At 72.1% G+C, this 23,902-nt stretch carries 21 protein-coding genes; 10 read left to right on the top strand and 11 right to left on the bottom strand.

Annotated elements, in window-relative coordinates; genetic code table 11:
- Positions 1 to 4 precede the first annotated feature (4 nt).
- A complete protein-coding gene (locus ACF09C_RS06975) occupies positions 5 to 1,318 on the bottom strand; it encodes a M14 family metallocarboxypeptidase (protein WP_392089578.1) in 1,314 nt (437 codons plus the stop codon).
- Entirely contained in the window at positions 1,315 to 3,327 is a 2,013-nt protein-coding gene (locus ACF09C_RS06970; RefSeq protein WP_392089576.1) for a Xaa-Pro dipeptidyl-peptidase, read from the bottom strand. Before ACF09C_RS06970 ends, ACF09C_RS06975 begins: the two co-directional genes overlap by 4 nt.
- Before the next feature lie 202 nt (positions 3,328 to 3,529).
- Between ACF09C_RS06970 and ACF09C_RS06965 the strand changes: the two genes are divergently transcribed.
- The 7 genes from ACF09C_RS06965 to ACF09C_RS06935 all read left to right on the top strand — a co-directional run bounded on the left by ACF09C_RS06965 (position 3,530) and on the right by ACF09C_RS06935 (position 12,133).
- Positions 3,530 to 5,089 carry a M1 family metallopeptidase gene (locus tag ACF09C_RS06965; RefSeq protein WP_392089574.1) on the top strand — a complete coding sequence of 520 codons (1,560 nt, stop codon included), beginning with the start codon at positions 3,530 to 3,532 and terminating at the stop codon, positions 5,087 to 5,089.
- 109 nt (positions 5,090 to 5,198) lie between these two features.
- Positions 5,199 to 6,185 (top strand): hypothetical protein, encoded by a 987-nt coding sequence (locus ACF09C_RS06960; protein WP_392089572.1) that lies wholly within the window; start codon positions 5,199 to 5,201, stop codon positions 6,183 to 6,185.
- A 118-nt stretch (positions 6,186 to 6,303) separates the two neighbouring features.
- Positions 6,304 to 7,320: a LacI family DNA-binding transcriptional regulator gene (locus ACF09C_RS06955; protein ID WP_392090269.1), complete on the top strand. Its 1,017-nt coding sequence runs from the start codon at positions 6,304 to 6,306 to the stop codon at positions 7,318 to 7,320.
- Positions 7,321 to 7,481: 161 nt separating this feature from the next.
- On the top strand, positions 7,482 to 8,801 hold the full coding sequence (locus tag ACF09C_RS06950) for an ABC transporter substrate-binding protein (RefSeq protein ID WP_392089570.1): 1,320 nt from the start codon (positions 7,482 to 7,484) through the stop codon (positions 8,799 to 8,801).
- Positions 8,802 to 9,024: 223 nt separating this feature from the next.
- Entirely contained in the window at positions 9,025 to 9,882 is an 858-nt protein-coding gene (locus ACF09C_RS06945) for a carbohydrate ABC transporter permease (RefSeq protein WP_392090267.1), read from the top strand.
- A complete protein-coding gene (locus tag ACF09C_RS06940; RefSeq protein WP_392089568.1) occupies positions 9,879 to 10,718 on the top strand; it encodes a carbohydrate ABC transporter permease in 840 nt (279 codons plus the stop codon). Before ACF09C_RS06945 ends, ACF09C_RS06940 begins: the two co-directional genes overlap by 4 nt.
- Before the next feature lie 47 nt (positions 10,719 to 10,765).
- Positions 10,766 to 12,133 carry a GH1 family beta-glucosidase gene (locus tag ACF09C_RS06935; RefSeq protein ID WP_392089566.1) on the top strand — a complete coding sequence of 456 codons (1,368 nt, stop codon included), beginning with the start codon at positions 10,766 to 10,768 and terminating at the stop codon, positions 12,131 to 12,133.
- Here ACF09C_RS06935 and ACF09C_RS06930 read toward each other — a convergent pair.
- Together ACF09C_RS06930 and ACF09C_RS06925 are read right to left on the bottom strand one after the other, a co-directional pair.
- Complete coding sequence (locus ACF09C_RS06930) at positions 12,108 to 13,004, bottom strand: oxygenase MpaB family protein (protein WP_392089564.1); 897 nt, start codon at positions 13,002 to 13,004, stop codon at positions 12,108 to 12,110. The genes ACF09C_RS06935 and ACF09C_RS06930 overlap by 26 nt on opposite strands.
- Before the next feature lie 126 nt (positions 13,005 to 13,130).
- Positions 13,131 to 13,619, bottom strand: a complete 489-nt coding sequence (locus tag ACF09C_RS06925) for a hypothetical protein (RefSeq protein ID WP_392089562.1) — start codon at positions 13,617 to 13,619, stop codon at positions 13,131 to 13,133.
- Positions 13,620 to 13,800: 181 nt separating this feature from the next.
- Here ACF09C_RS06925 and sph point away from each other — a divergent pair, with 181 nt between their 5' ends.
- Together sph and ACF09C_RS06915 are read left to right on the top strand one after the other, a co-directional pair.
- Positions 13,801 to 14,790, top strand: a complete 990-nt coding sequence (sph, locus tag ACF09C_RS06920; RefSeq protein ID WP_392089560.1) for a sphingomyelin phosphodiesterase — start codon at positions 13,801 to 13,803, stop codon at positions 14,788 to 14,790.
- Positions 14,791 to 14,872: 82 nt separating this feature from the next.
- Positions 14,873 to 15,256 carry a VOC family protein gene (locus ACF09C_RS06915; protein WP_392089558.1) on the top strand — a complete coding sequence of 128 codons (384 nt, stop codon included), beginning with the start codon at positions 14,873 to 14,875 and terminating at the stop codon, positions 15,254 to 15,256.
- 14 nt (positions 15,257 to 15,270) lie between these two features.
- Here ACF09C_RS06915 and ACF09C_RS06910 read toward each other — a convergent pair whose 3' ends face one another.
- The 4 genes from ACF09C_RS06910 to ACF09C_RS06895 form a co-directional block, all read right to left on the bottom strand.
- Positions 15,271 to 16,641, bottom strand: coding sequence for a hypothetical protein (locus ACF09C_RS06910; RefSeq protein ID WP_392089556.1), 1,371 nt, complete (start codon positions 16,639 to 16,641; stop codon positions 15,271 to 15,273).
- A gap of 44 nt (positions 16,642 to 16,685) precedes the next feature.
- Positions 16,686 to 17,138, bottom strand: a complete 453-nt coding sequence (locus tag ACF09C_RS06905) for a hypothetical protein (RefSeq protein ID WP_392089554.1) — start codon at positions 17,136 to 17,138, stop codon at positions 16,686 to 16,688.
- A 93-nt stretch (positions 17,139 to 17,231) separates the two neighbouring features.
- On the bottom strand, positions 17,232 to 17,726 hold the full coding sequence (locus ACF09C_RS06900) for a macro domain-containing protein (RefSeq protein ID WP_392089552.1): 495 nt from the start codon (positions 17,724 to 17,726) through the stop codon (positions 17,232 to 17,234).
- A gap of 31 nt (positions 17,727 to 17,757) precedes the next feature.
- Positions 17,758 to 19,353 carry an MFS transporter gene (locus tag ACF09C_RS06895; RefSeq protein ID WP_392089550.1) on the bottom strand — a complete coding sequence of 532 codons (1,596 nt, stop codon included), beginning with the start codon at positions 19,351 to 19,353 and terminating at the stop codon, positions 17,758 to 17,760.
- Positions 19,354 to 19,519: 166 nt separating this feature from the next.
- Here ACF09C_RS06895 and ACF09C_RS06890 point away from each other — a divergent pair, with 166 nt between their 5' ends.
- Positions 19,520 to 20,275 (top strand): MerR family transcriptional regulator, encoded by a 756-nt coding sequence (locus tag ACF09C_RS06890; RefSeq protein ID WP_362409676.1) that lies wholly within the window; start codon positions 19,520 to 19,522, stop codon positions 20,273 to 20,275.
- On the opposite strand, the gene ACF09C_RS06885 is transcribed toward ACF09C_RS06890, so the two are convergent.
- The 3 genes from ACF09C_RS06885 to ACF09C_RS06875 form a co-directional block, all read right to left on the bottom strand.
- A complete protein-coding gene (locus ACF09C_RS06885) occupies positions 20,272 to 21,168 on the bottom strand; it encodes a hypothetical protein (RefSeq protein WP_392089548.1) in 897 nt (298 codons plus the stop codon). The two genes, ACF09C_RS06890 and ACF09C_RS06885, sit on opposite strands and share 4 nt — an antisense overlap.
- The gene (locus tag ACF09C_RS06880; protein WP_392089546.1) at positions 21,165 to 21,560 is read right to left on the bottom strand and encodes a hypothetical protein; all 396 of its coding nucleotides are present in this window, start codon (positions 21,558 to 21,560) and stop codon (positions 21,165 to 21,167) included. The genes ACF09C_RS06885 and ACF09C_RS06880 overlap by 4 nt, the downstream gene beginning before the upstream one ends.
- Before the next feature lie 148 nt (positions 21,561 to 21,708).
- Positions 21,709 to 23,883 (bottom strand): 3-hydroxyacyl-CoA dehydrogenase NAD-binding domain-containing protein, encoded by a 2,175-nt coding sequence (locus ACF09C_RS06875; protein ID WP_392089545.1) that lies wholly within the window; start codon positions 23,881 to 23,883, stop codon positions 21,709 to 21,711.
- Positions 23,884 to 23,902: the final 19 nt, after the last annotated feature.

The following is a 23,902-nucleotide window of genomic DNA, read 5'->3' as shown; positions in this document are numbered from 1 at the left end:
CCCGTCAACAGACCTCCACCGGCTGTCCGGTGGTGAGCCGGTAGGCCGCGCGCCCGTCGAGGAGCAGCGGCACGAGCGCGCGCTGCGACTGGCGCAGCGGCACCCACGCCCCCGCGCCGTCCCGCCGGACGGTCACCCCGTGCAGCGCCAGCTCGTCACCGAACTCGGCGTACTGCGCGGCGTCCAGGCGGTAGCCGCAGGGCGGGTCCTGGAGGATCTCGGCGGGTTCGGCGGGGTCGTTGTCGGCGCCCCCGATCATGACGGGTCCCCGGTCGGCGAAACCGGTGTGACGGGCGGCCGCGGTCGCCGCTCCGAGGAGCCCGCGCCGCTCGTCGAGGTAGGCGAACGCACCTTTCAGCGCGACGAGTTGGGTGGTGACCCGGCGCCGGTTGTTGCGCGCCTCGTCGTCGGCGTCGGCCTGGGTGAGCGCCTCGATCCGGGTCTCGACCAGCAGCCCGACGGAGTGCTTGAGCCCGGCCGTGTTGCGCAGGATGCGCTCCTGGCCGTCGCCCGCGACCTGCTTGACCGGCTGCCCGGTGTGCGGGTCGGTCCAGATGCCGTAGATGCCGCTGCTGAAGCCCGAGATGCCCGCGGCCGGCCGGACGTAGGACTCCGAGAGGGCGTGGGCCTCGTCGTGCACGTGGGCGTCGGTGTTGAGGTTGCGTGGCCAGAGCGCGAGCAGGTCCTTGTCGTAGTACGGCGAGGTGCCGTCGTACTCGTGCAGGTCGTAGACCAGCTCGGGGCGCCGGTCGCGGATGAGCGCGGCGAGCGCCCGGCCCTCGGCGGTCGCCAGGGCGAGGTGGTCGCGGTTGACGTCGACCCCGTCGGCGTTGCCCCGGGTGTCGGCCTCACGGCCGTCGGGGTTGGCCGTGGGGACGACGAGGAAGGTCGTACGGGCAAGGAGGCGCAGGGTCTCCTTGTCCCGCGCGTAGGCCAGGTCCCGCACGGTCGTGAGGCACGCCTCCCGGCCCGACGGCTCGTCGCCGTGCTGGGAGCAGACCAGCAGCACGGTGGTCGGCGCCGACCGCGCGCCGACCGTGGCGAGCCGGATCGGGCGGCCCTGCTTGGTCGTCGCCAGGGTGCGCAGCGCGACCCGGTCGCTCGCCCGGTCGACGGCGGCGAGGAAGGCCCCTTCCTCGGCCTCGGTCGTCCAGCGGGCTCCGTGGCTGGTCTCGAAGCCGGTGCGCGGGGGCGGCGTCTGGGCCGACCCGCCGTGCGCCTCGGCGGGCACGGCCACGAGCGGCAGGCCGAGGGCGGTGACACCCGCGGCGAGGGCGAGCGCGCGGCGCACGGGGCGGCGGCGGGGTGCGCGGTTCATCGGGCCTCACCGGGGACGGGGATGCCCGGGCGTGCGGGCCCGACACCCGTGAGCGGCTGCCCGGCCTGCGCCGAGCGTGCGTCGACCGTAGCGGCCGTCGCCCTCGTGAACGCCTCGACGCCACCGACGAGCGGGAGTTTCGCCGAGGTGCGGGCGAGGTCGAGGGTGAGCGTCGGGGTCGTGGACGGCGGGTCGAGCAGGTCCCTGTCCGTGCCGCCGACGATCAGGGCCAGCCGGTGGCCGGCCGGGATGACGTGGTCGGTGGCCGCCAGCTTCAGCGTGATCGTGTACGCCTTCCCCGGGGTCAGCGGCCGGCCCTGCGCGGGGTTCGCCCATGTGCCCAGGTCCGCCCAGCCCCGGCTGACGACGGTGTGGCCGACGTCGGCCGTCCGGGCCTTCGTCTCCTTGAAGCAGGCGGAGTCGCCGTCGGTGCTCGCGCCCCAGCAGGTCCGGTCGGTGAGGGTGGTGATGCCCTCGCCGGAAGCGGCGTAGTCCCGGATGGTGTCGGGGCCGAGGTCGACGAGGACGGCCGTCAGGTGCGCGGTCGTGGTCGTCGGGGTGGCGGTGACGGTCACCGTGGAGGAGCCGGAGAGTCGCAGGTCGCGGGAGAGCTGCCGGGTGGTGAAGCCGGCCTGGGCGGAGGTCGGGTCGTCGGTCCGGGCCGCCCAGTCGGTCTCGCCGAGCGCCGGGTCGTCGGTGAACGTCTCCGTGGCGCCGGCCGCGGCGGGGGTCCGGCCGAGGGTGCCGGCGCGGGGCGCCTGGCCCGTGCCGGGGCGCAGGGTGGTGGGCTCGGTGGCGCGCGGCGGCCATACCCGGTCGGTGGTCCACCGGTCCGGGGCGCGCTCGATGTCGGCCATCGGCTCGCGGTCGATGCCGTTGTCGTAGCCGAGGAGTTCGTGGTCGAACCAGCGGTGCAGGGTGCGGACCCAGTCGGCGCGCCGGAAGTCGAAGGGGTCGACGTGGCCGGTCTGGGAGAGCCAGATCTTGCGCTCGACGCCCTGCGCTGCGAGGGCGTCCCACCACTGGCCGAAGTGGTTGGCGCGGACGTTGAGGTCCTGCTGCCCGTGCACGACGAAGACGCTCGCCTTCACCTTCCGGGCGTCCGGGACGTGGTTCCGCTCGCTCCAGGCGGGCGTCCAGTCCCCGCTGTACGGGGTGCCGGCGGTGACCCGATCCTGGACGGCGCCGCAACGGGCCTTCGCCTCGGGGCTGTTGACGTACTCGGAAAGCCAGCTCGGGTTGGCGTTGTAGAGCGGGGCGCCCTGGGAGTGGAAGTAGTCGTACCAGGAGGAGATCGCGCCGATCGGGACGATCGTCTCCAGGCCCTCGACCCCGGTGGCGGCGACGCCGTTGGCGATCGTGCCGTCCCAGCTCTTGCCGATCATGCCGACCTTGCCGGTGGACCAGCTGGTGGCCTTCGCCCGCTCGGAGCCGGTACGGGTGGTGTAGCCGCGCGCGCGGCCGTTCAGCCAGTCGACGACCGCCTTGGCGGACTGGACGTCGGAGCGGCCGCCGACGTCGTCGCAGCCGTCGGAGCGGTTGGTGCCGGCGAGGTCGACGGCGACGAAGGCGTAGCCGCGCGGCACGAAGTAGTTGTCGTAGAAGAGCGGGAACTGGACCGGTTTCCCGGCGGCGTCGTAGGTCTTCTTCTGGCTCTCGTTGCCGCGTCCGCAGCAGGCGTAGTACGGGCTGGCGTCCATGATGACCGGGATCTTCCGGCCGTTCGCGGCGGTCTCGCGCGGGCGGACGATGTCGGCGGCGACCCGGTCGGTGCGGCCGTCGCCGTCGCCGTCGAGGCCGGTGTCCACCCAGATCGACTCGCGTATCGCGTCGCCGTAGGAGTACACGGGCTGGGACTCGCGTACGGCGCGATCGGCCGCTCGGGTGTCCGCGGCGAGGGCGCCGGACGGGGCGACGACGAGGGCGGACAGCAGGGCGGCCGTGGCGGCCACGGCGAGGGTTCTGCGCGACGGACGGGCTCCGCGGGTTCTCCGCACACGTATCGGCATGGGGCGGAACGTACCCCCGTCAACTCCCGCGCAAAAGAGTGCCGTCGGGAGCGGGGCCGTACGGGTGGGGCCGGAGGGTCCGTTTCGGCCGAATGGCGATCGTGTGAAAGGAGGTCCTCTGGACGTGACGGGGCATCACCGCGCTGAATAGCGTCGCTAAGGACCGAACACCATGCATGCTTCTTACCGACTTGGAGCTCTCGTGCACCGCAGACTTGTCGTTCCGAGCGCACTCGCGGCGTCCCTCCTGCTGGCGATCCCGGCATCCGCCGCCGACTACGTTCCGGGCGCATCGGGCATCGGCGACCCCTACTACCCGGCCAGTGGCAACGGCGGCTACGACGTCTCCCACTACGACCTGCGGCTGACGTACCAGCCCGCGACCGACCTCCTCGAGGGCACGGCGACGATCCTCGCCACCACCAAGCAGAACCTCTCCCGCTTCAATCTGGACCTCGGCCTGAAGGTCAGCGAGGTGCGGGTGAACGGCAGGAAGGCCGCGTTCACCACCAGCGGCGAGCAGGAGCTGGAGATCACCCCGGCGACCCCGCTGGAGAAGAACCGGACGATCTCGGTCGTCGTGCGCTACGCGGGCAAGCCCTCCGAGGTGAAGATCGGCGGCTGGACGGCCTGGCACCGCACGCCCGACGGCGGGGTGGCCGCCCAGGAGCCGGACTCGGCCGCCTGGTGGTTCCCGTCCAACGACCACCCCCTGGACAAGGCCACCTTCGACGTCTCGGTCTCCGTCCCGGACGGTACGCAGGCCATCAGCAACGGCGTGCTCCAGTCGCAGTCCTCGCGGCTCGGCTGGACCCGCTTCAACTGGCGCTCCAACAAGCCGCAGGCGACCTATCTGGCCACGCTCGCCGTAGGCAAGTTCGACATCACCACCGACAAGACCGCGAAGGGGCTCCCGGTCCTCAACGCGTACAGCAAGGACCTCGGCGACAACGCGGGCGCGGCCCGGGCCTCGATCGAGCGGACCGCCGAGGTCGCGGAGTGGCTGGAGGAGGTCTTCGGGCCGTACCCCTTCAACGCGCTCGGCGGCTACGTCCCCAACGTGACCAGCGGGTACGCGCTGGAGACGCAGACCCGGCCGTTCTACAGCCCCCGCCAGTTCGCCAACGGGGCGAACGTGTCCGTGGTCGTCCACGAGCTGGCGCACCAGTGGTACGGCGACAGCGTCTCGGTCGACCGGTGGAAGGACATCTGGGTCAACGAGGGCTTCGCCCGCTACAGCCAGTGGCTCTGGTCGGAGAAGGAGGGCGAGGGCACGGCGCAGGAGCTGGCGGACTACGTCTACCAGACCCGTACCGCGGAGGACCCGTTCTGGACGGTCGCGCCGGGCGACCCGGGTCCGGACAACCAGTTCCACATCGCCGTCTACGACCGGGGCGCGCTGGCGCTGCAGGCGCTGCGCAACGAGATCGGCGACGAGGACTTCTTCGCGATCCTGAAGGGCTGGCCGACGGCGTTCGCCTACGGCAACGCCAAGGTGAAGGACTTCGTGAAGTACGCGGAGCGGATCTCGGGCAAGCCGCTGGCCGCGCTCTTCGACACCTGGCTGTACGAGCCGGTGAAGCCGTCGACGTCGACGGCCGCGGAGGCGGGCGTGTCGGCCCGGCCGGCCCGCTCGGCGGGGGTCGCCGCCGCCGCGCCCGCCGCGCCGGCGAAGCCCGTGCAGCCGAAGTCCTGGAAGAAGATCGCGGAGACCAACACGATCCACGAGCACGGCGGCCCCGAGGGCAACGGCGGTCACTGACCCGTCGCGCACGCGCCCCGCGCCGCCCCCCGGAGGGGCGGGGCGGGGCGCGTCCGTGCGCCCTGGGTAGGCTCACCGGCTGCACGAAAGCGACAGGTGGGAGCGGACAGTGGCGGTGGCGGCGGAGCGGTACGGGGACCCGGAGGTACGGGCGGCCGTCGCACGGCGGGTCCGCGGGGAGTGGGGTCTTGAACTGCCGGACTCGTTCTTCCGGTTCGCCGACTTCCTCGCCGCGCTCGGCCCCGTCGAGCAGCGGGCGCTGCGTGACCTGGACCTCGCGCCCTACGGCGTGACGGACCTGTTCGCGGACCCGTCGGCGCTCCCCCGGGAGGGGCTCGACATCCGGGTGCACGGGCGGTACTACCGGGATCCCCCCGAGTTCCTCACCTTCCTGCACGGCGGTTCGGACGGCCTGCACTTCGGGCTCTGGTCCGACGACGGGCGCACCTGCGACGGAGTCGCCTCGTACTGCACGAACGACGGCGAAGGGATCGACCGGACCCACCGCACCCCGCTGGAGGCCATCCGGGCACGGATCGAGGCGGCGCAGCGGGACCTCGCCGACTACGCGGCCGACGGGGACGAGGAGGAGCTCGCGCGCCTCGCCGACCTGGGGCGGCTACGGGTTGCCCTGACCGGCTTCGAGACCGGGGACCGTACGGAGACGGGGCTCGCCTACTCCGAGACGTACGTGTACCCGAGAGCGCCCGTCGACACCGCCCGGATCACGACCATGGACGGCGCGGGGGCCCTGGTCTCCGGGCGGACCGCGCTGGACCGGCCGGCGCACGGCGCCGCCGACCCGTACCGCTTCGGCACCTTCATGGAGGACCTCTTCGACGACGCCGAGCAGGTCCTGGCGGCCCGCGACGAGGCCCTGCGGCGGGCGTCGGCCGGGGATCCGGCGGAGGCGCTTGCCCTGGGACGGGACCTGCACCGCGCTTCGTACGGCCGCGCGGAGCACGAGGAGTACGCGCGCGAACTGCTGGAGGTGGCGTACCGGGAGCTCGGCCGCCCCGCGCTGGCCGAGGTGGCGGCGGCCCACCACCGCCACCGGGCACTGCCGGACGTGAACGTGCTGCGGGCGGCGCGTTGAGCCCCGCCCGGCTGAGAGCGCTTTCGCCATCCGCCCCGGCCCGCCCCACCAGGGGTTACCCTCGACGCTGTCAGGACCGTCGCAGCACCGTGCCCATGGGGAGCCAGCCTTGAGCGAAATGACGTCCGGGACGCGCCCGACCCTGGAAGCCGTCGCCGAGCGCGCCGGGGTGTCCCGGGCGACCGTGTCCCGCGTCGTCAACGGCGGCGCGGGGGTGCGCGAGGCGCTCGCGGAGAAGGTGCGCGTGGCCGTCGAGGAGCTGGGCTACGTCCCCAACCACGCCGCGCGGACCCTGGTGACCCGGCGCAACGGGGCCGTCGCCGTGATCATCGCCGAGCCCGAGTTCCGGATCTTCTCCGACCCGTTCTTCGAGCAGCAGATACGCGGCATCAGCCGCGAACTGACCGCCCATGACGCACAGTTGGTGCTGCTGTGGGTGGAGGGGCCCGGCGACCACGAGCGGATCGCACGGTACCTCGGCGGCGGGCACGTCGACGGGGCGCTCGCCTTCTCGCTGCACACCGACGACCAGCTCCCGGAGATCGTCCGGCGCGCGCAGGTGCCGACGGTCTTCGGTGGGCGCCCCGGCTGGACGCCCATCGGCGATTCCACGGTGCCGTACGTCGACTGCGACAACCGGGGCGGCGCCCGCGACGCCGTCCGCCATCTGCGCTCGCTCGGGCGCCGCACCATCGCGCACATCACCGGCCCGGGCGACCAGACCTCGTCCCTCGACCGGCTCGACGGATACCGCGACGAACTGCCCGAAGCCGGGCCGGAGCTGGTGGCCGAGGGGGCGTTCACGGAGGAGAGCGGGGCGCGCGCGATGGCCGAACTCCTGCGCCGCCGCCCCGACCTGGACGCCGTCTTCGCCGCCAGCGACGTGATGGCCTCGGGCGCCCTGCGCGTGCTGCGCGAGCACGGCCGGCGCGTCCCTGAGGACGTGGCGCTCGTCGGCTTCGACGACATGCTCCAGGTGGCCGAGGCGACCGACCCGCCGCTGACCACGGTCCGCCAGGACATCGAGGGCATGGGCCGGTTGATGGTGCGGCTGCTCATGGGCATCCTCGACGGCACGGGCGTGCCCCAGCCCGTGATCACCACCACGGAACTGGTCCGCCGCCACTCCGCGTAAGCTTCCGACGTACTGGCGTGCGCCCTCGTACGGCTCCTGAAGTGCGGGGGCGGATATCGGCGTTGGCCGAGCTGTTACGCGTTCGACTCTTGACGGGAACCTGGGCCGGGAGGCACGCTCCAGACGCATTCTTGAGAGCGCTCTCAACACGGAGGCTTCCCATGCCCACAGCCCGAGCCGCCAGAACGACCGCCGTGCGGACCACCGCCGCACGGATCGGCGCGGTCGTCCTCACCGGGGCCCTGCTCGCTGCCTGCGGATCCGGCGGGTCCGACGACACGTCCGACGGCGCGGGCGGAAAGGTGACGATCACCGTCGACCTCTTCGGCTCGTTCGGCTACAAGGAGGCCGGGCTCTACGCCGCGTACGAGAAGCTCCACCCCAACGTCACGATCAAGCAGTCCGACACCGAGGACGAGCAGGACTACTGGAAGTCGCTCCAGACCCGGCTGGCCGGCGGGGGCGGCCTCGCCGACGTCCAGGGCATCGAGGTCGGCCGGATCGCCTCGGTCACGCAGCAGCAGGCCGACAAGTTCGAGGACCTGACGAAGTACGGCGCGGACGCGCTGAAGGGCGAGTTCGCCGACGCCAAGTGGTCGGCCGCGACCACCAAGGACGGCAAGGTCCTCGGCCTCGGCACGGACGTCGGCCCGGAGGCCATGTGCTACCGCACCGACCTGTTCAAGCAGGCCGGACTCCCCACCGACCGCACCGAGCTGGCGCAGAAGTGGTCCACCTGGGACGGCTATCTGGAGCTCGGCAAGCAGTACAAGGCCAAGGCACCGGCCAAGAGCGCCTGGGTGGACAGCGTCGGCAGCCTGTACGCGGTCATGATCGGCCAGGAGAAGGAGCGGTACTACGACGCGTCCGGGAAGCTCATCTACGCCGAGAGCCCCGCCGTGCAGGCCGCCTGGGACACCTCGACGAAGGCCGCGCAGGACGGCCTGAGCGCCAAGCTGGACCAGTGGTCCCCGCAGTGGAACCAGGCCTTCTCCACCGGCTCCTTCGCCACGCTCCCCTGCCCCGCCTGGATGCTCGGCTACATCAAGGGCCAGGCCGGTGACGCGGGCAAGGGCAAGTGGGACATCGCCAAGCTGCCCGGCGGCGCCGGCAACTGGGGCGGTTCGTACCTCTCCGTGCCGCGCGCGGCGAAGCACAAGAAGGAGGCGTACGAGCTGATCAAGTGGCTCACCGCCCCCGAGCAGCAGGCCACGCTCTTCACGAAGCAGGGCAACTTCCCGTCCTCGACCGGCGCCATCGCGAAGGTCGCCACCGCGACGGACCCGTACTTCTCCGGCGCCCCGATCGGGCAGATCTTCGGTGACGCGGCCAAGGCCGCCCCGGTGCAGGTGCTCGGCGTGCACGACAAGAACGTCGCCGACCAGATCACCAACGCGCTCAGCGAGGTCGAGCGCAAGGGCACCTCACCCGAGAAGGCGTGGTCCAACGCCCAGAAGGGTGTCGAGAACGCCGTCGGATGACGCCGGGGACGCGGGGGCCGGACCACCGGCCCCCGCCCTCGGGGGGCGTCCTGCCCCCAGCCCGTCAGCCACAGCACCTCGCACCCGCTCACCCGACCCGAAGGGCCGCACCGTGACCCTGACCGCCTCCGGGCCGACGGCCGCACCCGTCCCGCCGTCGTCGGCCCGGTCCTCCGGACCGTCGCGCCGACGCCGACGGTCCACGCTCGCCCCGTACGCCTACATCGCCCCGTTCTTCACCCTGTTCGCCGCCTTCGGCCTCTTCCCCTTGCTCTACACCGCCTTCGTCTCGCTCTACCGTGTCGAGCTGCAGACCCCCGGCGACATGGAGTGGCGCGGCCTCGGCAACTACACGGCGCTGCTCACCGACGAGTTCTTCTGGACCGCGCTCCGCAACACCTTCACCATCGGGGTCCTGTCCACCGTGCCCCAGCTCGCCATGGCGCTCGGTCTCGCCCATCTGCTCAACTACAAGCTGCGCGGCCGGACCTTCTTCCGCACGGCGATGCTGCTGCCCTACGCGACCTCCGTCGCCGCGGCGACCCTCGTCTTCGCCCAGCTCTTCGGGCACGACTACGGGCTCGTCAACTACGGTCTCTCCCTGGTCGGTTTCGGTCCTGTCGACTGGCAGAACTCCACGCTCGCCTCGCAGATCGCCGTCTCCTCGATCGTCGTCTGGCGCTGGACGGGCTACAACGCGCTGATCTACCTCGCGGGCATGCAGTCCATCCCCTCCGAGCTGTACGAGGCGGCGGAGATGGACGGGGCCTCGCGCTGGCGGCAGTTCTTCCACGTCACCCTGCCCGGACTGCGCCCGACGATCGTCTTCACCACCGTCGTCTCGACGATCGGCGCGACCCAGCTCTTCGGTGAGCCGCTCCTCTTCGAGGGCTCCATCTCGGGCGGCATCTCGCACCAGTACCAGACGCTCGGGCTCTATCTCTACGAACAGGGCTGGGGCTTCTTCCACCTCGGCCGCGCCGCCGCCATCGCCTGGCTGATGTTCCTGCTCATTCTCGTCCTCGTCGGGGTCAACGCCCTGCTCGTGCGGCGCCGTTCACGCAAGGAGGCCCGCGCGTGACCACCCGAGTCGCCGGCCGCACCGGGCGCGGGGGCCGGATCACGTACGCCGTCCTGATCCTCGCCGTCCTCGTCTCGGCCTTCCCCTTCTACTGGACGATCGTCGCCGCCAGCCGGTCCAACGCCGATCTGGCGCAGGTGCCGCCGACCCTGCTGCCGGGCCCCAACCTGATCCGCAACTTCGAGGCGGTGATGGAGGAGGCGGACATCGGCAAGGCGCTGTTCAACTCGCTCGTCGTCTCCGGTTCCATCACCGTCGGCACGGTGCTCTGCTGCACGCTGGCCGGGTTCGCCTTCGCCAAGCTGCGCTTCCGCGGCCGGGGCGCGCTGCTCGCGATCACGGTCGGCACGATGATGATCCCGCCGCAGCTCGGGGTGATCCCCCTCTTCATGCTCATCGCCGAGCTGGGCTGGGTGAACCAGCTGCAGTCGGTGATCCTGCCCGGTCTCGTCTCGGCCTTCGGCGTGTTCTTCATGCGCCAGTTCCTGGTGCAGTCGCTGCCGGACGAGCTGATCGAGGCGGCCCGTGTCGACGGCGCGTCCTCCGCGCGGATCTTCTGGTCGATCGTGATCCCCGTGGCCCGGCCGGGCATGGCGGTGCTCGGGCTGCTCACCTTCATGGCCGCCTGGAACGACTTCTTCTGGCCGATCATCGCGCTGTCCTCGCAGGAGCCGACCGTGCAGGTCGCCCTGCGCCAGCTCGGCGGCGGATACGTCCACGACCAGTCCGTGATCATGGCCGGCACCCTGCTCGGCACGCTGCCCGTGCTGCTCGTCTTCGGCCTGCTCGGCCGGCAGATCGTCGGCGGCATCATGCAGGGCGCCGTCAAGGGCTGAGCGGGTGGCCGACCGTACCCTCTTCCTCTCACAGGAGTTCTCCCTCCATGAACGCTCTCTTCCCTGACGGCTTCCGCTGGGGCGCGGCCACCGCCGCCTACCAGATCGAGGGGGCCGCCGCCGAGGACGGCCGCACCCCGTCCATCTGGGACACCTTCAGCCGTACGCCGGGCAAGGTGCGCAACGGCGACACCGGTGACATCGCCGCCGACCACTACCACCGCGTGCGGGAGGACGTGGCCCTCATGAAGGAGCTGGGGCTCACCGACTACCGCTTCTCGCTCTCCTGGTCCCGCATCCAGCCGACCGGGCGCGGACCGGCCGTCCAGAAGGGCCTCGACTTCTACCGGAGCCTTGCGGACGAGCTGCTCGACGCGGGCATCCGGCCGGTCGCCACCCTGTACCACTGGGACCTGCCCCAGGAGCTCGAAGACGCGGGCGGCTGGCCGGAGCGGGGGACGGCGGAGCGCTTCGCCGAGTACGCGGGGCTGGCCGCCGAGGCGCTCGGCGACCGGATCGCCACCTGGACGACGCTCAACGAGCCCTGGTGCACGGCCTTCCTCGGCTACGGCTCCGGGGTGCACGCGCCGGGCCGTACCGACGACGCGGCCGCGCTGCGCGCCGCCCACCACCTCAATCTGGCCCACGGCCTGGCCGCCCGGGCGCTGCGCGCGGCCGTGCCCGCCTCGGTCGAGCTGTCGCTCACCCTCAACCTGCACTCGATCAGGCCGGTGTCCTCCTCCCCCGAGGACGTGGACGCGGCCCGCCGGATCGACGCCGTCGCCAACCGGATCTTCCTCGACCCGGTCTTCCACGGCCGCCTGCCGGCCGACCTGGTCGAGGACACGGCGGGGATCACGGACTGGTCCTTCGTCCGCGACTGCGACCTGGAGGCGATCTCGGCCCCGATCGACTCGCTCGGCATCAACTACTACACGCCCACCGTCGTCGGCGCCGGTGTCTCGGAATCACCGTCGCCGTACCCCGGCGCGCCGGCCCGGGTGCGGTTCGAGCCCGCGCCGGGTCCGCGTACGGCCATGGACTGGCCGGTGGACGCGGCCGGTCTCCACGAGCTGCTCGTCCGGCTCCGCGACGAGCTGCCCGGGGTGCCGCTCATGATCACCGAGAACGGCGCGGCGTACGACGACTACGCCGATCCGGAGGGCGCGGTCCACGACCCCGAGCGGGTGGCGTACCTCGACGCCCATCTGGGGGCCGCGCACCGCGCGCTCGCCGACGGCGTCGACCTGCGCGGGTACTTCCTCTGGTCGCTCCTGGACAACTTCGAGTGGGCCTACGGCTACGGCAAGCGGTTCGGGATCGTGCACGTGGACTTCGCGAGCCAGCGCCGTACACCGAAGGACAGCGCGCGCTGGTACGCGGAGGTGATCAGGCGCGGCGGCCTGGCGCGCTGACCGGGGCCTCGCGTCCGGCGCGCCTGGCCTGGCGGCGCGCCTCGCGGGCCAGGGGCAGATACCGCAGCCGTTCGGGGAGTACGGGCACCACGGCCCGTACGACCCGGGCGAAGCGGCGGAGCCGGCGCTCCTGCTCGTCGGTCCACTCCAGGCCGATGGCGTCGCGGGCCTCCGGCGGCATCAGACCGACGGTGACGAAGGCGCGGAAGCGGGCGAGGCGGGGCAGGAGCACCGGCCAGAGCAGCCTGAGCAGCAGCCGCAGCGGCAGCGGGCCCCGGTCGGGCGGCGGGACGGGCTGGTCGACGGCGGTCAGCTCGCGCAGGACGACGGTGGCCTCCAGCTCGCCGAGCCGCTTGCGGAAGTACGGCCAGAACTCCTCGACCGTCTGGGGCATGTCCCGGTCGTGGATGCCGAGGATGCGGCCGACCTGGAGCCACTCGGCGTAGAGCTGCCGTTCCTGGGCCTCGGTGAGCGGGCGGTGGAGCAGGCGCAGGCCGTGCTGGTAGACGGGGAAGCCGGTGGCGTGCACCCAGGCGTAGTGGGACGGGGTGAGCGCGTGGTAGGAGCGGCCGTGGGCGTCGGTGCCCTGGATGGTCCTGTGGAGCGTACGGAGCCGGCGCCCCTCCTCGGCCGCGGCCTCGCCGCCGTACACCCAGAGCTGTACGGAGCGCAGCGAGCGCTCGCCGCGGCCCCAGGGGTCGGTGCGGAAGACGGAGTGCTCGTCGACGCCGGCGCCGACGGCGGGGTGGGCGACCTGGAGGGCGAGGGCGGCGGGCAGCATAAGGAGCCCGCGGACGTCCCCGGCGACGCTCCAGAGGACGCCCCCGGCGGGGGGCGGCTGGGGCGGTTCGGCCGAGTGCGGTGCGGTCATGCGGGCGTTCCTCTCACGTTCTCAGCCTGCCCCTGTGCGGACCTTCGCCGCAAAGGGCGCAAAAGGATCGGGGCCGCGTCCCGGGCGTCGGCCCGGGGCGCGGCCCCGATCACATGGCGTGCTGCGTCAGGCGCGGTCGGCGCCGACCGGCTCGCCGACGATGCGGCCGGCCAGGGCGCGGGCCCAGGCCTCGACGTCCTGGTTGAGCTCGCGCTCGGCGGACTCGCGCTCGGTGGCGATGCGCGCGGCGCCGGCGGCCAGGATCTCCTCGCGCTCGCGGATGCCCTCGGCGCGGGCGGTGGCGATGGCGGCGGCGCCCTCCTCGGTGGCCTGCGAGCGGATGCGGGCGGCCTCGTGGCGCGCCTCGGCCAGCTCGGCCTCGTACTGCTCGCGGATCTCCGCGGCCTGGGCCCGGAGGGCGTCGGCGCGGCCTTCGCCACCCGCGATGGCGTCCTCACGCTCGGTGAGGGTGCGGTTGATCTTCGGCAGGATGCCCTTCGCCAGGATCAGGAAGGTCAGGGCGAACAGCACCACGCCAAGGATCAGCTCAGCCGTCACCGGGTTGAGCGGACCGAGGTCCATGTCGAAGATCGTCGAATTCTGCGCGAGGGTCATGCGCGCATCCTACCTGGTCCAGGATGTGACATTTCAGGCACCAGGACGAGAGTTGACGGCAGAGTTGGCATGTTCGTGCCGGGCGCGCAAGATTCCCGGCATCCAACGGCTACCGGAAGGTAACTAGGGCTGATTGCATGTGCGTCGCTGGTCGAACCCCCACCCAGAATCGGGAGATCCTGTGTCGCCGCTCGCCCCGCTCCACCGCAGATTCCTCGGCGCCGCCGTGTCCGGCGCGCTCGCCGCCGCCACCCTCGCCGCCACCGCCCCCGGCGCGACCGCCGCCTCCGCCGCCGACGCGCCCCGGCTGAAGGTGCTCACCTACAACGCCTTCCTGTTCAGCAAGACGCTCTACCCCAACTGGGGCCAGGACCACCGGGCCAAGGCGATACCCGCCGCGTCCTTCTACCAGGGCCAGGACGTGGTGGTGATCCAGGAGGCCTTCGACAACTCCTCCTCGGACGCGCTCAAGGCGAACTCGGCCGCCCAGTACCCGTACCAGACCCCGGTCATGGGCCGCAGCAAGAGCGGCTGGGACGCGACCAGCGGGGCCTACTCCGCCACGACGCCCGAGGACGGCGGCGTGACGATCCTCAGCAAGTGGCCCATCGTCCGCAAGGAGCAGTACGTCTACAAGGACGCCTGCGGCGCGGACTGGTACTCGAACAAGGGCTTCGTCTACACCGTCCTCGACGTGAACGGCAGCAAGGTCCACGTCGTCGGCACGCACGCCCAGTCCACGGACCCGGGCTGCTCGGCGGGCGAGGCTGCGCATATGCGCAGCCGCCAGTTCAAGGCGATGGACGCCTTCCTCGACGCCAAGAACATCCCGGCGAACGAGCAGGTCATCGTGGCCGGCGACATGAACGTCGACTCGCGGACGTCCGAGTACGGCACGATGCTGAGCGACGCGGGCCTGGTGGGCGCGGACGCGCGGACGGGTCACCCGTACTCCTTCGACACCGAGCTGAACTCGATCGCCTCCTACCGCTACCCGGACGACCCGCGCGAGGACCTCGACTACGTCCTCTACCGCTCCGGCAACGCGCGCCCGGCGAACTGGACCAACCACGTGGTCCTGGAGAAGAGCGCGCCCTGGACGGTCTCCAGCTGGGGCACGCAGTACACGTACACGAACCTCTCGGACCACTACCCGGTGACGGCGTACTGACCGGCCTTCCCCGCGTGACCGGCCCGGGGCCTGGGGGACATCGTTCCTCGGGGCCCGGGCCCTCCTCCGTAGACTGACCGGCATGGCTTGCCGCATCAGTGAACTGGTCATCGAGTGCGCCGACCCCGAGCGGCTCGCCGCGTTCTGGAGCGAGGTGCTCGGCTACGTCGAGGTCGAACGCGAGGACGACGGAAGCATCGCGATCGGCCCGCCCGACACCGGGTTCGGCGGTGCGCAGCCCACGCTCGTCCTCAGCCCCAACAGCGAGCCGAGGACCGGGCCCCACCGCATGCACTTCGACGTCAACGCCACCGACCGCGACCAGGACGCCGAGTTGGAGCGGCTGCTCGCCCTCGGCGCCGAGCCCGCGGACATCGGTCAGACCGGCGAGGAGAACTGGCACGTCCTGGCCGACCCGGAGGGCAACCTCTTCTGCCTCCTGCGCACGCGGCTCCAGCCGCTCTGATCTCTGGCCCGCGCCTAGGGTCGGGCGTCGATCGCGTCCATCGCCGGCCCCGCCACCGCGCGCATCCGGCTCTGCCGGAGGTCGAGGACGCGGGTCGGGTTCGTGAGGCCGTGGGACGCCAGCAGGTTCATCAGGGCCCAGATCGCGTCGGTCCGTCCCGCCAGGGAGATCTCCCGGCCCTCGGGGGCGACGACCGTGGCCTCCGCGGTGCCGGCGAGGAGGCACGTGCGGGGCCAGTCGACGACGTACGAGCCGCCGTTCGGGGCCGCGTACAGGACGACGTCCCTGGTGCGGTGCAGGACCGCGAGGTAGTTCATGGGCACGGTCAGCCTGCGGGCCGCGTCGAACGGGGGTGTGCCGTCGGCGGGTTGGATGCGTACAAGGGTGTCGAGCACGGGCCCGTGGTCCTGGAAGTCGTGCGTGGGGCTCATCCGGAGGAACCGGCCACGGACCAGGACGCCACCGCGGCGCGACCACCGTCGACCGACGGAGCCGAAGGCCGCCGGGGCACCCGGGAGGCTGTCCACGATCCACCGGGACTGCTCGCCCGGCTCCGTCACCGGCGCGCGCTCCTCGGGAGACGTGCGGGCCCATGCGGCGACGGCGGAGTACCGCGCCGCCGTGTCCGCGTCGAGGCGGCGGAGGTCGATCGTGTCACCGGCCATCACGACGCCTCCGACGTCCTCGGAGATCCGCATCTGCCGCAGCTGGCGCCCGGTGAACCGGGTGACGTCGGTCAGCCGGCCCTCCAGGTCGATGACCCTGCTGGTGCGGGTGCCCGCCAGCAGGGCGCTGCGCGGCCACAGCGGGGTGACCTTGCCGGGCGCCTGGTGTCCTGGCGGGTCGACCAGGACGGCGAGGCGGCCCGCGGTGACCGCCGACAGGCAGACGGACGGCACCCGCCACTCCTCCGTGACCTCGAAATCCGGTGCGCCGCCAGGCACTTCGGTGTCACCGCGCACCCGCAGTCTCAGGCGGACCAACGGCGTGAACTCGTTCGGGGTGTAGGTGCCCGGGTAGCTCGTGAAGGTCGCCTCGCCCTCGGGCTCGTACCGCACGAGGGCTGCCTCCAGCACGTCGGCCCGGGCCAGCCGTGCCCCCGGACGGGCCTTCGGGGACCCCGGTGCCCGCAGGACGAAGGTGTCGTCGCCATAGCCGTAGGGGACCGCGTCCGCCTCCTTGGCCGTGTCCCGTCGGGTGATCCGGGGGAACAGCCTGCGGGCGGTCGTGCGGGCGATGAACGGGACGGGCAGCGAGCAGGCCAGTCCGGCGACGAGCGGGATCCACGCCCAGTCCGCCCCCTGGCTCCAGGCGACGCATCCGAGGACGAGCCCCATGGGGCCCGGAGCGCACAGGACGACGGCGAGCAGTACATGTCCCGCCATCACCCGCGCGTAACCGCGCCGACCGTCCACCGTCGACGCCCCGCTTATCCGCCGAAGACGTGGTAGGCCCAGAGACCCACGACGCCGGCGACGCATATCAGCACCGCCCAGGAGGCGAGACCGGTGTGCCGTCTCTTCGGGGGCCGGGGGGCCGCGCCTCTGCCCTTGGCCTGGCGCTCGGTGCGGGCCCGGGGCGGCCGGGTCTCCGCGGCGGCGACATCGGCGAGCAGGCGGCGGCAGACCGCGGCGAGCTCGGCCGTACCGACCGAGAGGTCGACCACGGTCTCCGAGCGGGCCGGTGCCGTGGTGCCGCCGTCCAGGAGCCGGCCGGCGCGCAGCCGCGCCTGGTTCCTTCCGCCGGTCGGGGCCAGACTGATCCAGCGCTCCACGTGCTCCCCCCGGATCACGACCCCGCCCCCGCGCTCCCGGTACACGGTGTGCTCCCGCCACAGGACCGCGGCCAACTCCGTGGCCGTCTCCCTGAGTTCCGTGTACATGACCCTCCCCTGTCAGCAAACCCCGTGATCGAACAAACACGTGACTCTAGCGGCAGGTACACGCCAGGCGACGCGCGGGCCGCCGCCAAGGCCCTACGCGCCGAAGTCGTACACCGTGACCGGGATGCCCCGCGAGCTGAGCCGCTCGGCGATCAGCGGCTCGACCCGCGCCCACTTCCCCCCGGCCAGCCCGCACCCGATCCGCGGCATGTGCACGGAGGCCCCCAACTCCCCCGCCTTCACGGCGAGCAGCCCGAGGGCCGCGTCGATCGCCTCGTACCGCACGGGCACACCGGTGCTGCGTCCCGTGCGCATCCCGCGCTGGCCCACCAGGTTGGCCACCCACACGTACGGCTCGACCTGGACGAACTGGGCCGCGCCCAGGGCGAAGTCGTTCTTCGCCCGCTCCCGGTGCCACGCGCGGTATGCCTTCTCCGGTTCCGGCCAGCGCCGCGACAGCGCGAGGACGAAGCCCTTGCCCCAGCCGCCCAGGTCGTTGCAGACATGCGCGACGATCTTGACGCCCTTGCCCTGCGGCGCACAGGCGTCCCCCCGTACGTACGTGATCCCCGTCCCCGTCCCCACCATGTCCCTACCGTACGAGCCGCCACTGACAACCTCAGTCCTGCGGCGCCGGCTGCTCCTTCGTGACCCGGGTGCCGGGGTGGGCGAGTGCGCAGAGGAAGGCGACGGCGAGGGCGATCGCCATGGCGTAGAAGACCCACTGGTTGGCCTCGGCGAAGTCCATGCGGATCGCGTCCCCGGCGCCCTGCAGGGCTTTCGCCACCGGGCTGTCGCCGGTGGGGGCCTGGCCGTCCGGATGGCCGGTGACCGCCTCGGCGACGTGGCGTGCCGTCGCCTCGGCCTCGGCCGGTGGCAGGCCGCGCTGCTCGAGCGTGGTCGTGATCCGGTCCGTGGAGACGTGGGTCAGGATCGTGCCGAGCACGGCCATGCCGATGGCGGCCGCGTAGTTGCGGACGGTCTGGGTGATGCCGGTGACCTCGCCGTACGAGGCGCCGATGGAGCGGTTGACCGCGTCGGTGGAGGCGGGGGCCAGCAGGAAGCCGATGCCGGCGCCCGCCATGGCCGCGTACGGCCACTGGTCGTGCATCGACAGGTCGGTCAGCTTCTCGGCCCAGAGGTAGAAGCCGACGGCGCCCAGCGCGCAGCCGATCTTCATGGCCGGGCGGGCCCCGCGCCGGTCGAGGATCCTGCCGCCCCACTGGGAGGCGATGCCGAAGCCGAGGAAGAAGTACAGCAGGTACAGCGCGGCCTGGTTGGCCGAGGCGCTCAGCGACACCTGGGCGTAGACGGAGGCGAAGAAGAACACCGGCACGAAGGCGAGCATCGCGAAGAACAGCACCAGGTTGTCGACGGTGAAGGCCCGGTCCCTGAAGACGTCGAAGTTGATCAGGGGGTGCGCGGTCCGCCGCTCGTAGAAGAAGAACAGCACCAGGACCGCCAGACCGCCGACGATGCAGGCCCAGGTCGCGACGCTGCTCCAACCCCAGGCCGCCGCCTGCTGGAAGCCCAGCACGCTCAACGCCATGCCGGCGGCGACGAGTACGGCCCCGACGACGTCGAGGCGTTCCCGTCGCCGGCTCTCGGGGATCCGGGCCAGCACGGTGAGCACGATCGCGACGACGGCGACCGGCACGTTGACCCAGAAGATCGCCCGCCAGGTCCACTGGGTGAGCCAGCCGCCGAGGAGCGGGCCGAGAGCGGTGAGGGCGCCGGAGACGCCGAAGAAGAGGGCGAGAGCCCGGCCGCGCCGTTCGACGGGGAAGACGGCGATGACGACGGCGAGCGCCGCCGGGAACATGAGGGCGGCGCCCAGACCCTGGGTGGCGCGGAAGACGATGAGCCACGCCTGCGCGAAGCTGTCGTCGGGCACACACCCGCACAGCACCGACGAGACGACGAAGAGCACGGTGCCCAGCAGCATGATCCGCCGGTGCCCGAAGAGGTCGGAGAGCCGCCCGCCGAGCGCGAAGAACGCGGCGAGGGAGAGCAGATAGGCGTTGACGACCCACTGCATCCCGGACGCGGAGAGGCCCAGCTCGGAGGTGATGTCGGGCGCGGCGATCGACACGATGGTCTGGTCGATGAAGGTCATCGACACCGCGAAGAGCATCCCCGCAAGGGCCAGGTTCTGGCGAGGTCCCGCCGAACCCGGGACAGCGGCCGGACCGGAGGACGTGGAAGTTCCTGCCATGTACGGATGATCACCCGGCGCGGCCCGGCGCGCATGCGGGGCGCATGCGGGGCGCATGCGCACGACGCGGAGGACGGTTCTCCTTTTACAACGCCGGTGAGACAGCAATACTGTTGCACCGAAGTCGGATGGGGACGGCACGGCACCGGAAGCGAGGGGTCTTTCGATGGGCACCGAGACCGAGGAGCAGACGTCGACGTTCACCGTCGACGAGCTGGCCGCGCGAGCGGGGGTCACCGTGCGGACCGTACGGTTCTACAGCACCAAGGGGCTGTTGCCGCCGCCGGCCATCGGGCCGCGGCGGGTCGGGCGGTACGGGGCCGACCACCTCTCCCGGCTCGCGCTGATCGAGGAGCTCCAGCGGCAGGGCATGACGCTCGCGGCCATCGAGCGGTATCTGGGCCAGCTGCCGCCCGACCTCAGCGCCCGGGACCTCGCCGTCCACCGCGCGCTCGTCGCCTCCTGGGCGCCCGAGTCCGCCGAGGAGATCACCCGGCGCGAGCTGGAGCGGCGCGCCGGGCGCGCGCTCGCCGACGCGGACGTCGACCGCCTGGCGGCCATGGGCGTCCTCGACAAGGGCGCGGACCCGGACGTCTTCCGGCTGGACGCCACGCTGCTGCGGCTCGGGGTCGAACTCCTCGACGTCCCCATCGCGCACGAGACGATCCTCGCCTCCCGCACCGTCCTGCTGGAACACGCCCGAGCCGCCGCCCACGAGCTCTCCCGGCTCTTCCGGGACGAGGTGTGGAACCCGTACCGCGAGAGCGCGGAGGACCCGGACCACGTCGCCGCGATGAAGTCGCTGTCCGCGCACATGCAGCCGATGGTGATCCAGGCCCTGGTGACCGCGTTCCAGCGGTCGTTGCGGGAGGAGCTGCGGGAGGCGTTCGGTACGGAGGGGTCCGAGACCGGGCCCCGCTAGCCGAGCAGCTTCGGCAGAGTGCCCGGAGTCAGGCCGATCCAGACGTCGTCGCTCTCCCGGATGACGTACATCGCGTCCCGCTCGACGTTCCACCCCAGGGGAACGACGTAGTACCGACCGTCGCGCTCGAGGAGCAGCCGCAGCCCGGTGTAGCGGTAGCGGTGGTGCACCCAGCTCGGCAGGTCGTCCCTCTTGACCGCACCGGTGGGCAGAGCGAGCGGGTGGCTGCTGAGGAGCACCACGCCGGTCCAGTCGGTGACGTGGCGGGCGCGGGACCTGGCGTCCCGTTCCGCGGCCTGCACGGTGACCTGGGTGAGCCCCCAGAAGACGAAGACCCCCGCCGCGAAGACGGGCAGCGCCCGGCGCCGGAACCCCTCCGGCCGGCGCCCGCTCGCGTCACGGAACTGGCCCATGAGGAGACCGGCGGCGATGATCAGTGGGGCGACCCATCCGTAGGGTTGGATCTCGGTCCACAACGCGAGCAGGACGACACCGACGAGCACGACCGGCAGTTGCAGTCGACTCGCCAGGACCTCCGCGCGGAAGGTCGTCCGCGGCCCGGCACGCACGGTCGAGCGGGCCTTGTCCCCGAACCAGGGGCCGGTCACGAGGAGCACGAGCACCCCGGCGGCCACCAGGACCTCCAGCTTGAGCATGTGCAGGCTCTGCGTCACCTGCTCGCCGAAGCCCAGGTCCAGCGCGTTGAGCGAGAGGTGGAAGTACGCATAGTAGTTACTGGTGTACATCGCTCCCAGATAGAACATGAGGGCCGCGACGAACGTCCCTTGCGCGATCACGATCCTCAGCAGCGCGGTGGGGCTCGTCTGATCGCCCGCCCGGACCTGCCGAGCCGCCTCCTGGTCGTGCGGCGCGTACTCCTCGGGCTCGCTCATGGGCCGTCTGGTTCGGGCTGCTCCGGCGGGGGCTGCTGCTCCGGCGGCACAGGGGAGTTCGGCTCGGGGCGCAGCGACGGGTCCTGGAAGCTCGGCGCGCTGCTCGGGTCGCCCTCGTCATTGCCCGTGGCCGTCGGCGGGGGCGGGGGCGGTGCGATCGACTGGTCGCCTCCGCCGGTGGGGGGAGCGTACGGATCCCCGCCCGGATCCTCCTCCGTATCCCCGCCCGGGTCCTCCCCCGGCTCCCCCTCCGTCTCCTCCGTCACGACCGACGGTGACGGGTCCACGGGCTGCTTCTTGTCGGGGTCGCACCCGCTGAGCAGGCCGACGCCGCACGCGCCCAGCAGGGCAAGACTGACGACCCGGATCCAACGACCGGTCTTCACCCGCATCCGACCTCCTCAGATCGGCTGCGAGCGTAGGTGGCGCCGCCACGCCCCGGCCGGACCCCACACGGGACGGCCCCGCCGCGCCCCTCGATCGGACGATCGAAGGGTGATGCGGCGGGGCCGTTCGGCGCAGTGGGGTGGAACAGGCGCGTCAGGCGTCCGTGAAGGCCTCGCCGCGCTCCGCCTTCTCGACCAGCAGCGCCGGCGGCTGGAAGCGGTCGCCGTACTTCTCCGCCAGCTCACGCGCGCGGGCCACGAAACCGGGGAGCCCGCCCTCGTAGCCGTTGATGTACTGGAGCACACCGCCCGTCCACGCCGGGAAGCCGATGCCCATGATGGAGCCGATGTTGGCGTCGGCGACCGAGGTCAGGACGTTCTCCTCCAGGCAGCGGACCGAGTCCAGCGCCTCGGAGAAGAGCATCCGCTCCTTCATGTCCTCGAACGGGACCTCGGCGGCGGAGCCGCCGAAGTGCTCGCGCAGGCCCGGCCAGAGGCCGGCCCGCTTGCCGTCCTCGTCGTAGTCGTAGAAGCCCGCGCCGCCGCTGCGGCCCGGGCGCCCGAACTCGTCGACCATCCGGTCGATGACCGCGTCCGAGGGGTGGCCGGCCCAGGTGCCGCCGGCCTCCTCGACCGCGCGCCGGGTCTCGTTGCGGATCTTGCGGGGCAGGGTGAGGGTCAGCTCGTCCATCAGGGAGAGCACCTTGGCCGGGTAGCCGGCCTGCGCCGCCGCCTGCTCGATCGAGGCCGGCTCGACGCCCTCGCCGACCATGGCCACGCCCTCGTTGATGAACTGGCCGATCACCCGCGAGGTGAAGAAGCCGCGCGAGTCGTTGACGACGATCGGGGTCTTCCTGATCTGCCGGACCAGGTCGAAGGCGCGGGCCAGCGCGTCGTCGCCGGTGCGCTCGCCCTTGATGATCTCCACCAGCGGCATCTTGTCGACCGGGGAGAAGAAGTGCAGGCCGATGAAGTCCTCGGGGCGCGAGACGCCCTCGGCGAGGACGGTGATCGGCAGCGTGGAGGTGTTGGAGCAGAGCAGCGCGTCCGGTTCGACGACGTCCTGGATCTCCTCGAAGACCTTGTGCTTGAGCGCGGTGTCCTCGAAGACGGCCTCGATCACGGCGTCGCAGCCCGCGAGGTCGGCCGGGTCGGCCGTCGGGGTGATGCGGGCGAGCAGCTCGTCCGCCTTGGCCTGGGTCGTGCGGCCCCGGGAGACGGCCTTGACGCAGAGCTTCTCGGAGTAGGCCTTGCCCTTGGCCGCGGCCTCCGCCGAGATGTCCTTGAGGACGACCTCGATACCGGCGCGGGCGCAGGAGTACGCGATGCCGGCGCCCATCATGCCCGCGCCGAGGACGGCGACCTTGCGGACGGGGCGCGGCTCGACGCCCTTGGGGCGACTGGCGCCGGAGTTGACGGCCTGGAGGTCGAAGAAGAAGGCCTGGATCATGTTCTTCGCCGTCTGGCCGGTGACCAGCTCGGTGAAGTAGCGGGCCTCGATGGTCAGCGCGGTCTCGAAGTCGACCTGGGAGCCCTCGACCGCGCAGGCGAGGATGTTGCGCGGGGCCGGGTAGGGCGCGCCGTTCAGCTGCTTCTTCAGGTTGGCGGGGAAGGCCGGCAGGTTGGCGGCGAACCGCGGGTTCGACGGCGTCCCGCCGGGGATCTTGTACCCCTTGACGTCCCAGGGCTGCTGCGACTCGGGGTGCGCGTCGATGAAGGCGCGCGCCTTGGCGAGCATCTCCTCGGGGGTGGCCGCGACCTCGTGGATCAGGCCGTTCTCCAGCGCGCGCCGCGGGTCGTACTGGGTGCCCTGGAGGAGCACCTTCAGGAGGGCGTCGGCGATGCCCATGAGGCGTACGGTCCTGGTGACTCCGCCGCCCGCGGGGAGCAGGCCCAGGGTGACCTCGGGCAGGCCGATCTTGGAGCCGGGCGCGTCGAGCGCGACGCGGTGGTGCGAGGCGAGGGCGATCTCGTAACCGCCGCCGAGGGCCGCGCCGTTGATCGCGGCGACGACGGGCTTGCCGAGGGTCTCGATGCGGCGCAGGGAGCGCTTGATCTCCGTGCCGGTGTCGAACGCGAGCTGCGCGTCCTCGGGCCGCAGCCGGATCATGTCCTTGAGGTCGCCGCCCGCGAAGAAGGTCTTCTTGGCGGAGGTGTAGATGATGCCGCGGATGGAGTCCTTCTCGGCCTCCGCGCGGTCGGCGACGGCCGCGATGGAGTCCTTGAACGCCTGGTTCATGGTGTTCGCGGACTGGTTCGGGTCGTCGAGGACGAGGGTGACGACGCCGGTCTCGTCCTGCTCCCAGCGGATGGTGGTGCTCTCGCTCATGTTGTGGTGTCTCCGAAGT

Origin of the sequence: Streptomyces sp. NPDC014870, from assembly GCF_043081505.1 — a bacterium.
In the GTDB taxonomy this organism is placed as follows: domain Bacteria; phylum Actinomycetota; class Actinomycetes; order Streptomycetales; family Streptomycetaceae; genus Streptomyces.
This window is presented reverse-complemented; position numbering and strand designations above follow the sequence as displayed.

Excerpts from the sequence above, each read along its gene's own strand:
- ACF09C_RS06975 (WP_392089578.1), bottom strand. The coding sequence starts at position 1,318 with ATGAACCGCGCACCCCGCCGCCGCCCCGTGCGCCGCGCGCTCGCCCTC.
- ACF09C_RS06970 (WP_392089576.1), bottom strand. The coding sequence starts at position 3,327 with ATGCCGATACGTGTGCGGAGAACCCGCGGAGCCCGTCCGTCGCGCAGA.
- ACF09C_RS06955 (WP_392090269.1), top strand. The coding sequence starts at position 6,304 with ATGACGTCCGGGACGCGCCCGACCCTGGAAGCCGTCGCCGAGCGCGCC.
- ACF09C_RS06950 (WP_392089570.1), top strand. The coding sequence starts at position 7,482 with ATGCCCACAGCCCGAGCCGCCAGAACGACCGCCGTGCGGACCACCGCC.
- ACF09C_RS06935 (WP_392089566.1), top strand. The coding sequence starts at position 10,766 with ATGAACGCTCTCTTCCCTGACGGCTTCCGCTGGGGCGCGGCCACCGCC.
- ACF09C_RS06930 (WP_392089564.1), bottom strand. The coding sequence starts at position 13,004 with ATGACCGCACCGCACTCGGCCGAACCGCCCCAGCCGCCCCCCGCCGGG.
- ACF09C_RS06925 (WP_392089562.1), bottom strand. The coding sequence starts at position 13,619 with ATGACCCTCGCGCAGAATTCGACGATCTTCGACATGGACCTCGGTCCG.
- ACF09C_RS06915 (WP_392089558.1), top strand. The coding sequence starts at position 14,873 with ATGGCTTGCCGCATCAGTGAACTGGTCATCGAGTGCGCCGACCCCGAG.
- ACF09C_RS06910 (WP_392089556.1), bottom strand. The coding sequence starts at position 16,641 with ATGGCGGGACATGTACTGCTCGCCGTCGTCCTGTGCGCTCCGGGCCCC.
- ACF09C_RS06905 (WP_392089554.1), bottom strand. The coding sequence starts at position 17,138 with ATGTACACGGAACTCAGGGAGACGGCCACGGAGTTGGCCGCGGTCCTG.
- ACF09C_RS06900 (WP_392089552.1), bottom strand. The coding sequence starts at position 17,726 with ATGGTGGGGACGGGGACGGGGATCACGTACGTACGGGGGGACGCCTGT.
- ACF09C_RS06895 (WP_392089550.1), bottom strand. The coding sequence starts at position 19,353 with ATGGCAGGAACTTCCACGTCCTCCGGTCCGGCCGCTGTCCCGGGTTCG.
- ACF09C_RS06890 (WP_362409676.1), top strand. The coding sequence starts at position 19,520 with ATGGGCACCGAGACCGAGGAGCAGACGTCGACGTTCACCGTCGACGAG.
- ACF09C_RS06885 (WP_392089548.1), bottom strand. The coding sequence starts at position 21,168 with ATGAGCGAGCCCGAGGAGTACGCGCCGCACGACCAGGAGGCGGCTCGG.
- ACF09C_RS06880 (WP_392089546.1), bottom strand. The coding sequence starts at position 21,560 with ATGCGGGTGAAGACCGGTCGTTGGATCCGGGTCGTCAGTCTTGCCCTG.
- ACF09C_RS06875 (WP_392089545.1), bottom strand. The coding sequence starts at position 23,883 with ATGAGCGAGAGCACCACCATCCGCTGGGAGCAGGACGAGACCGGCGTC.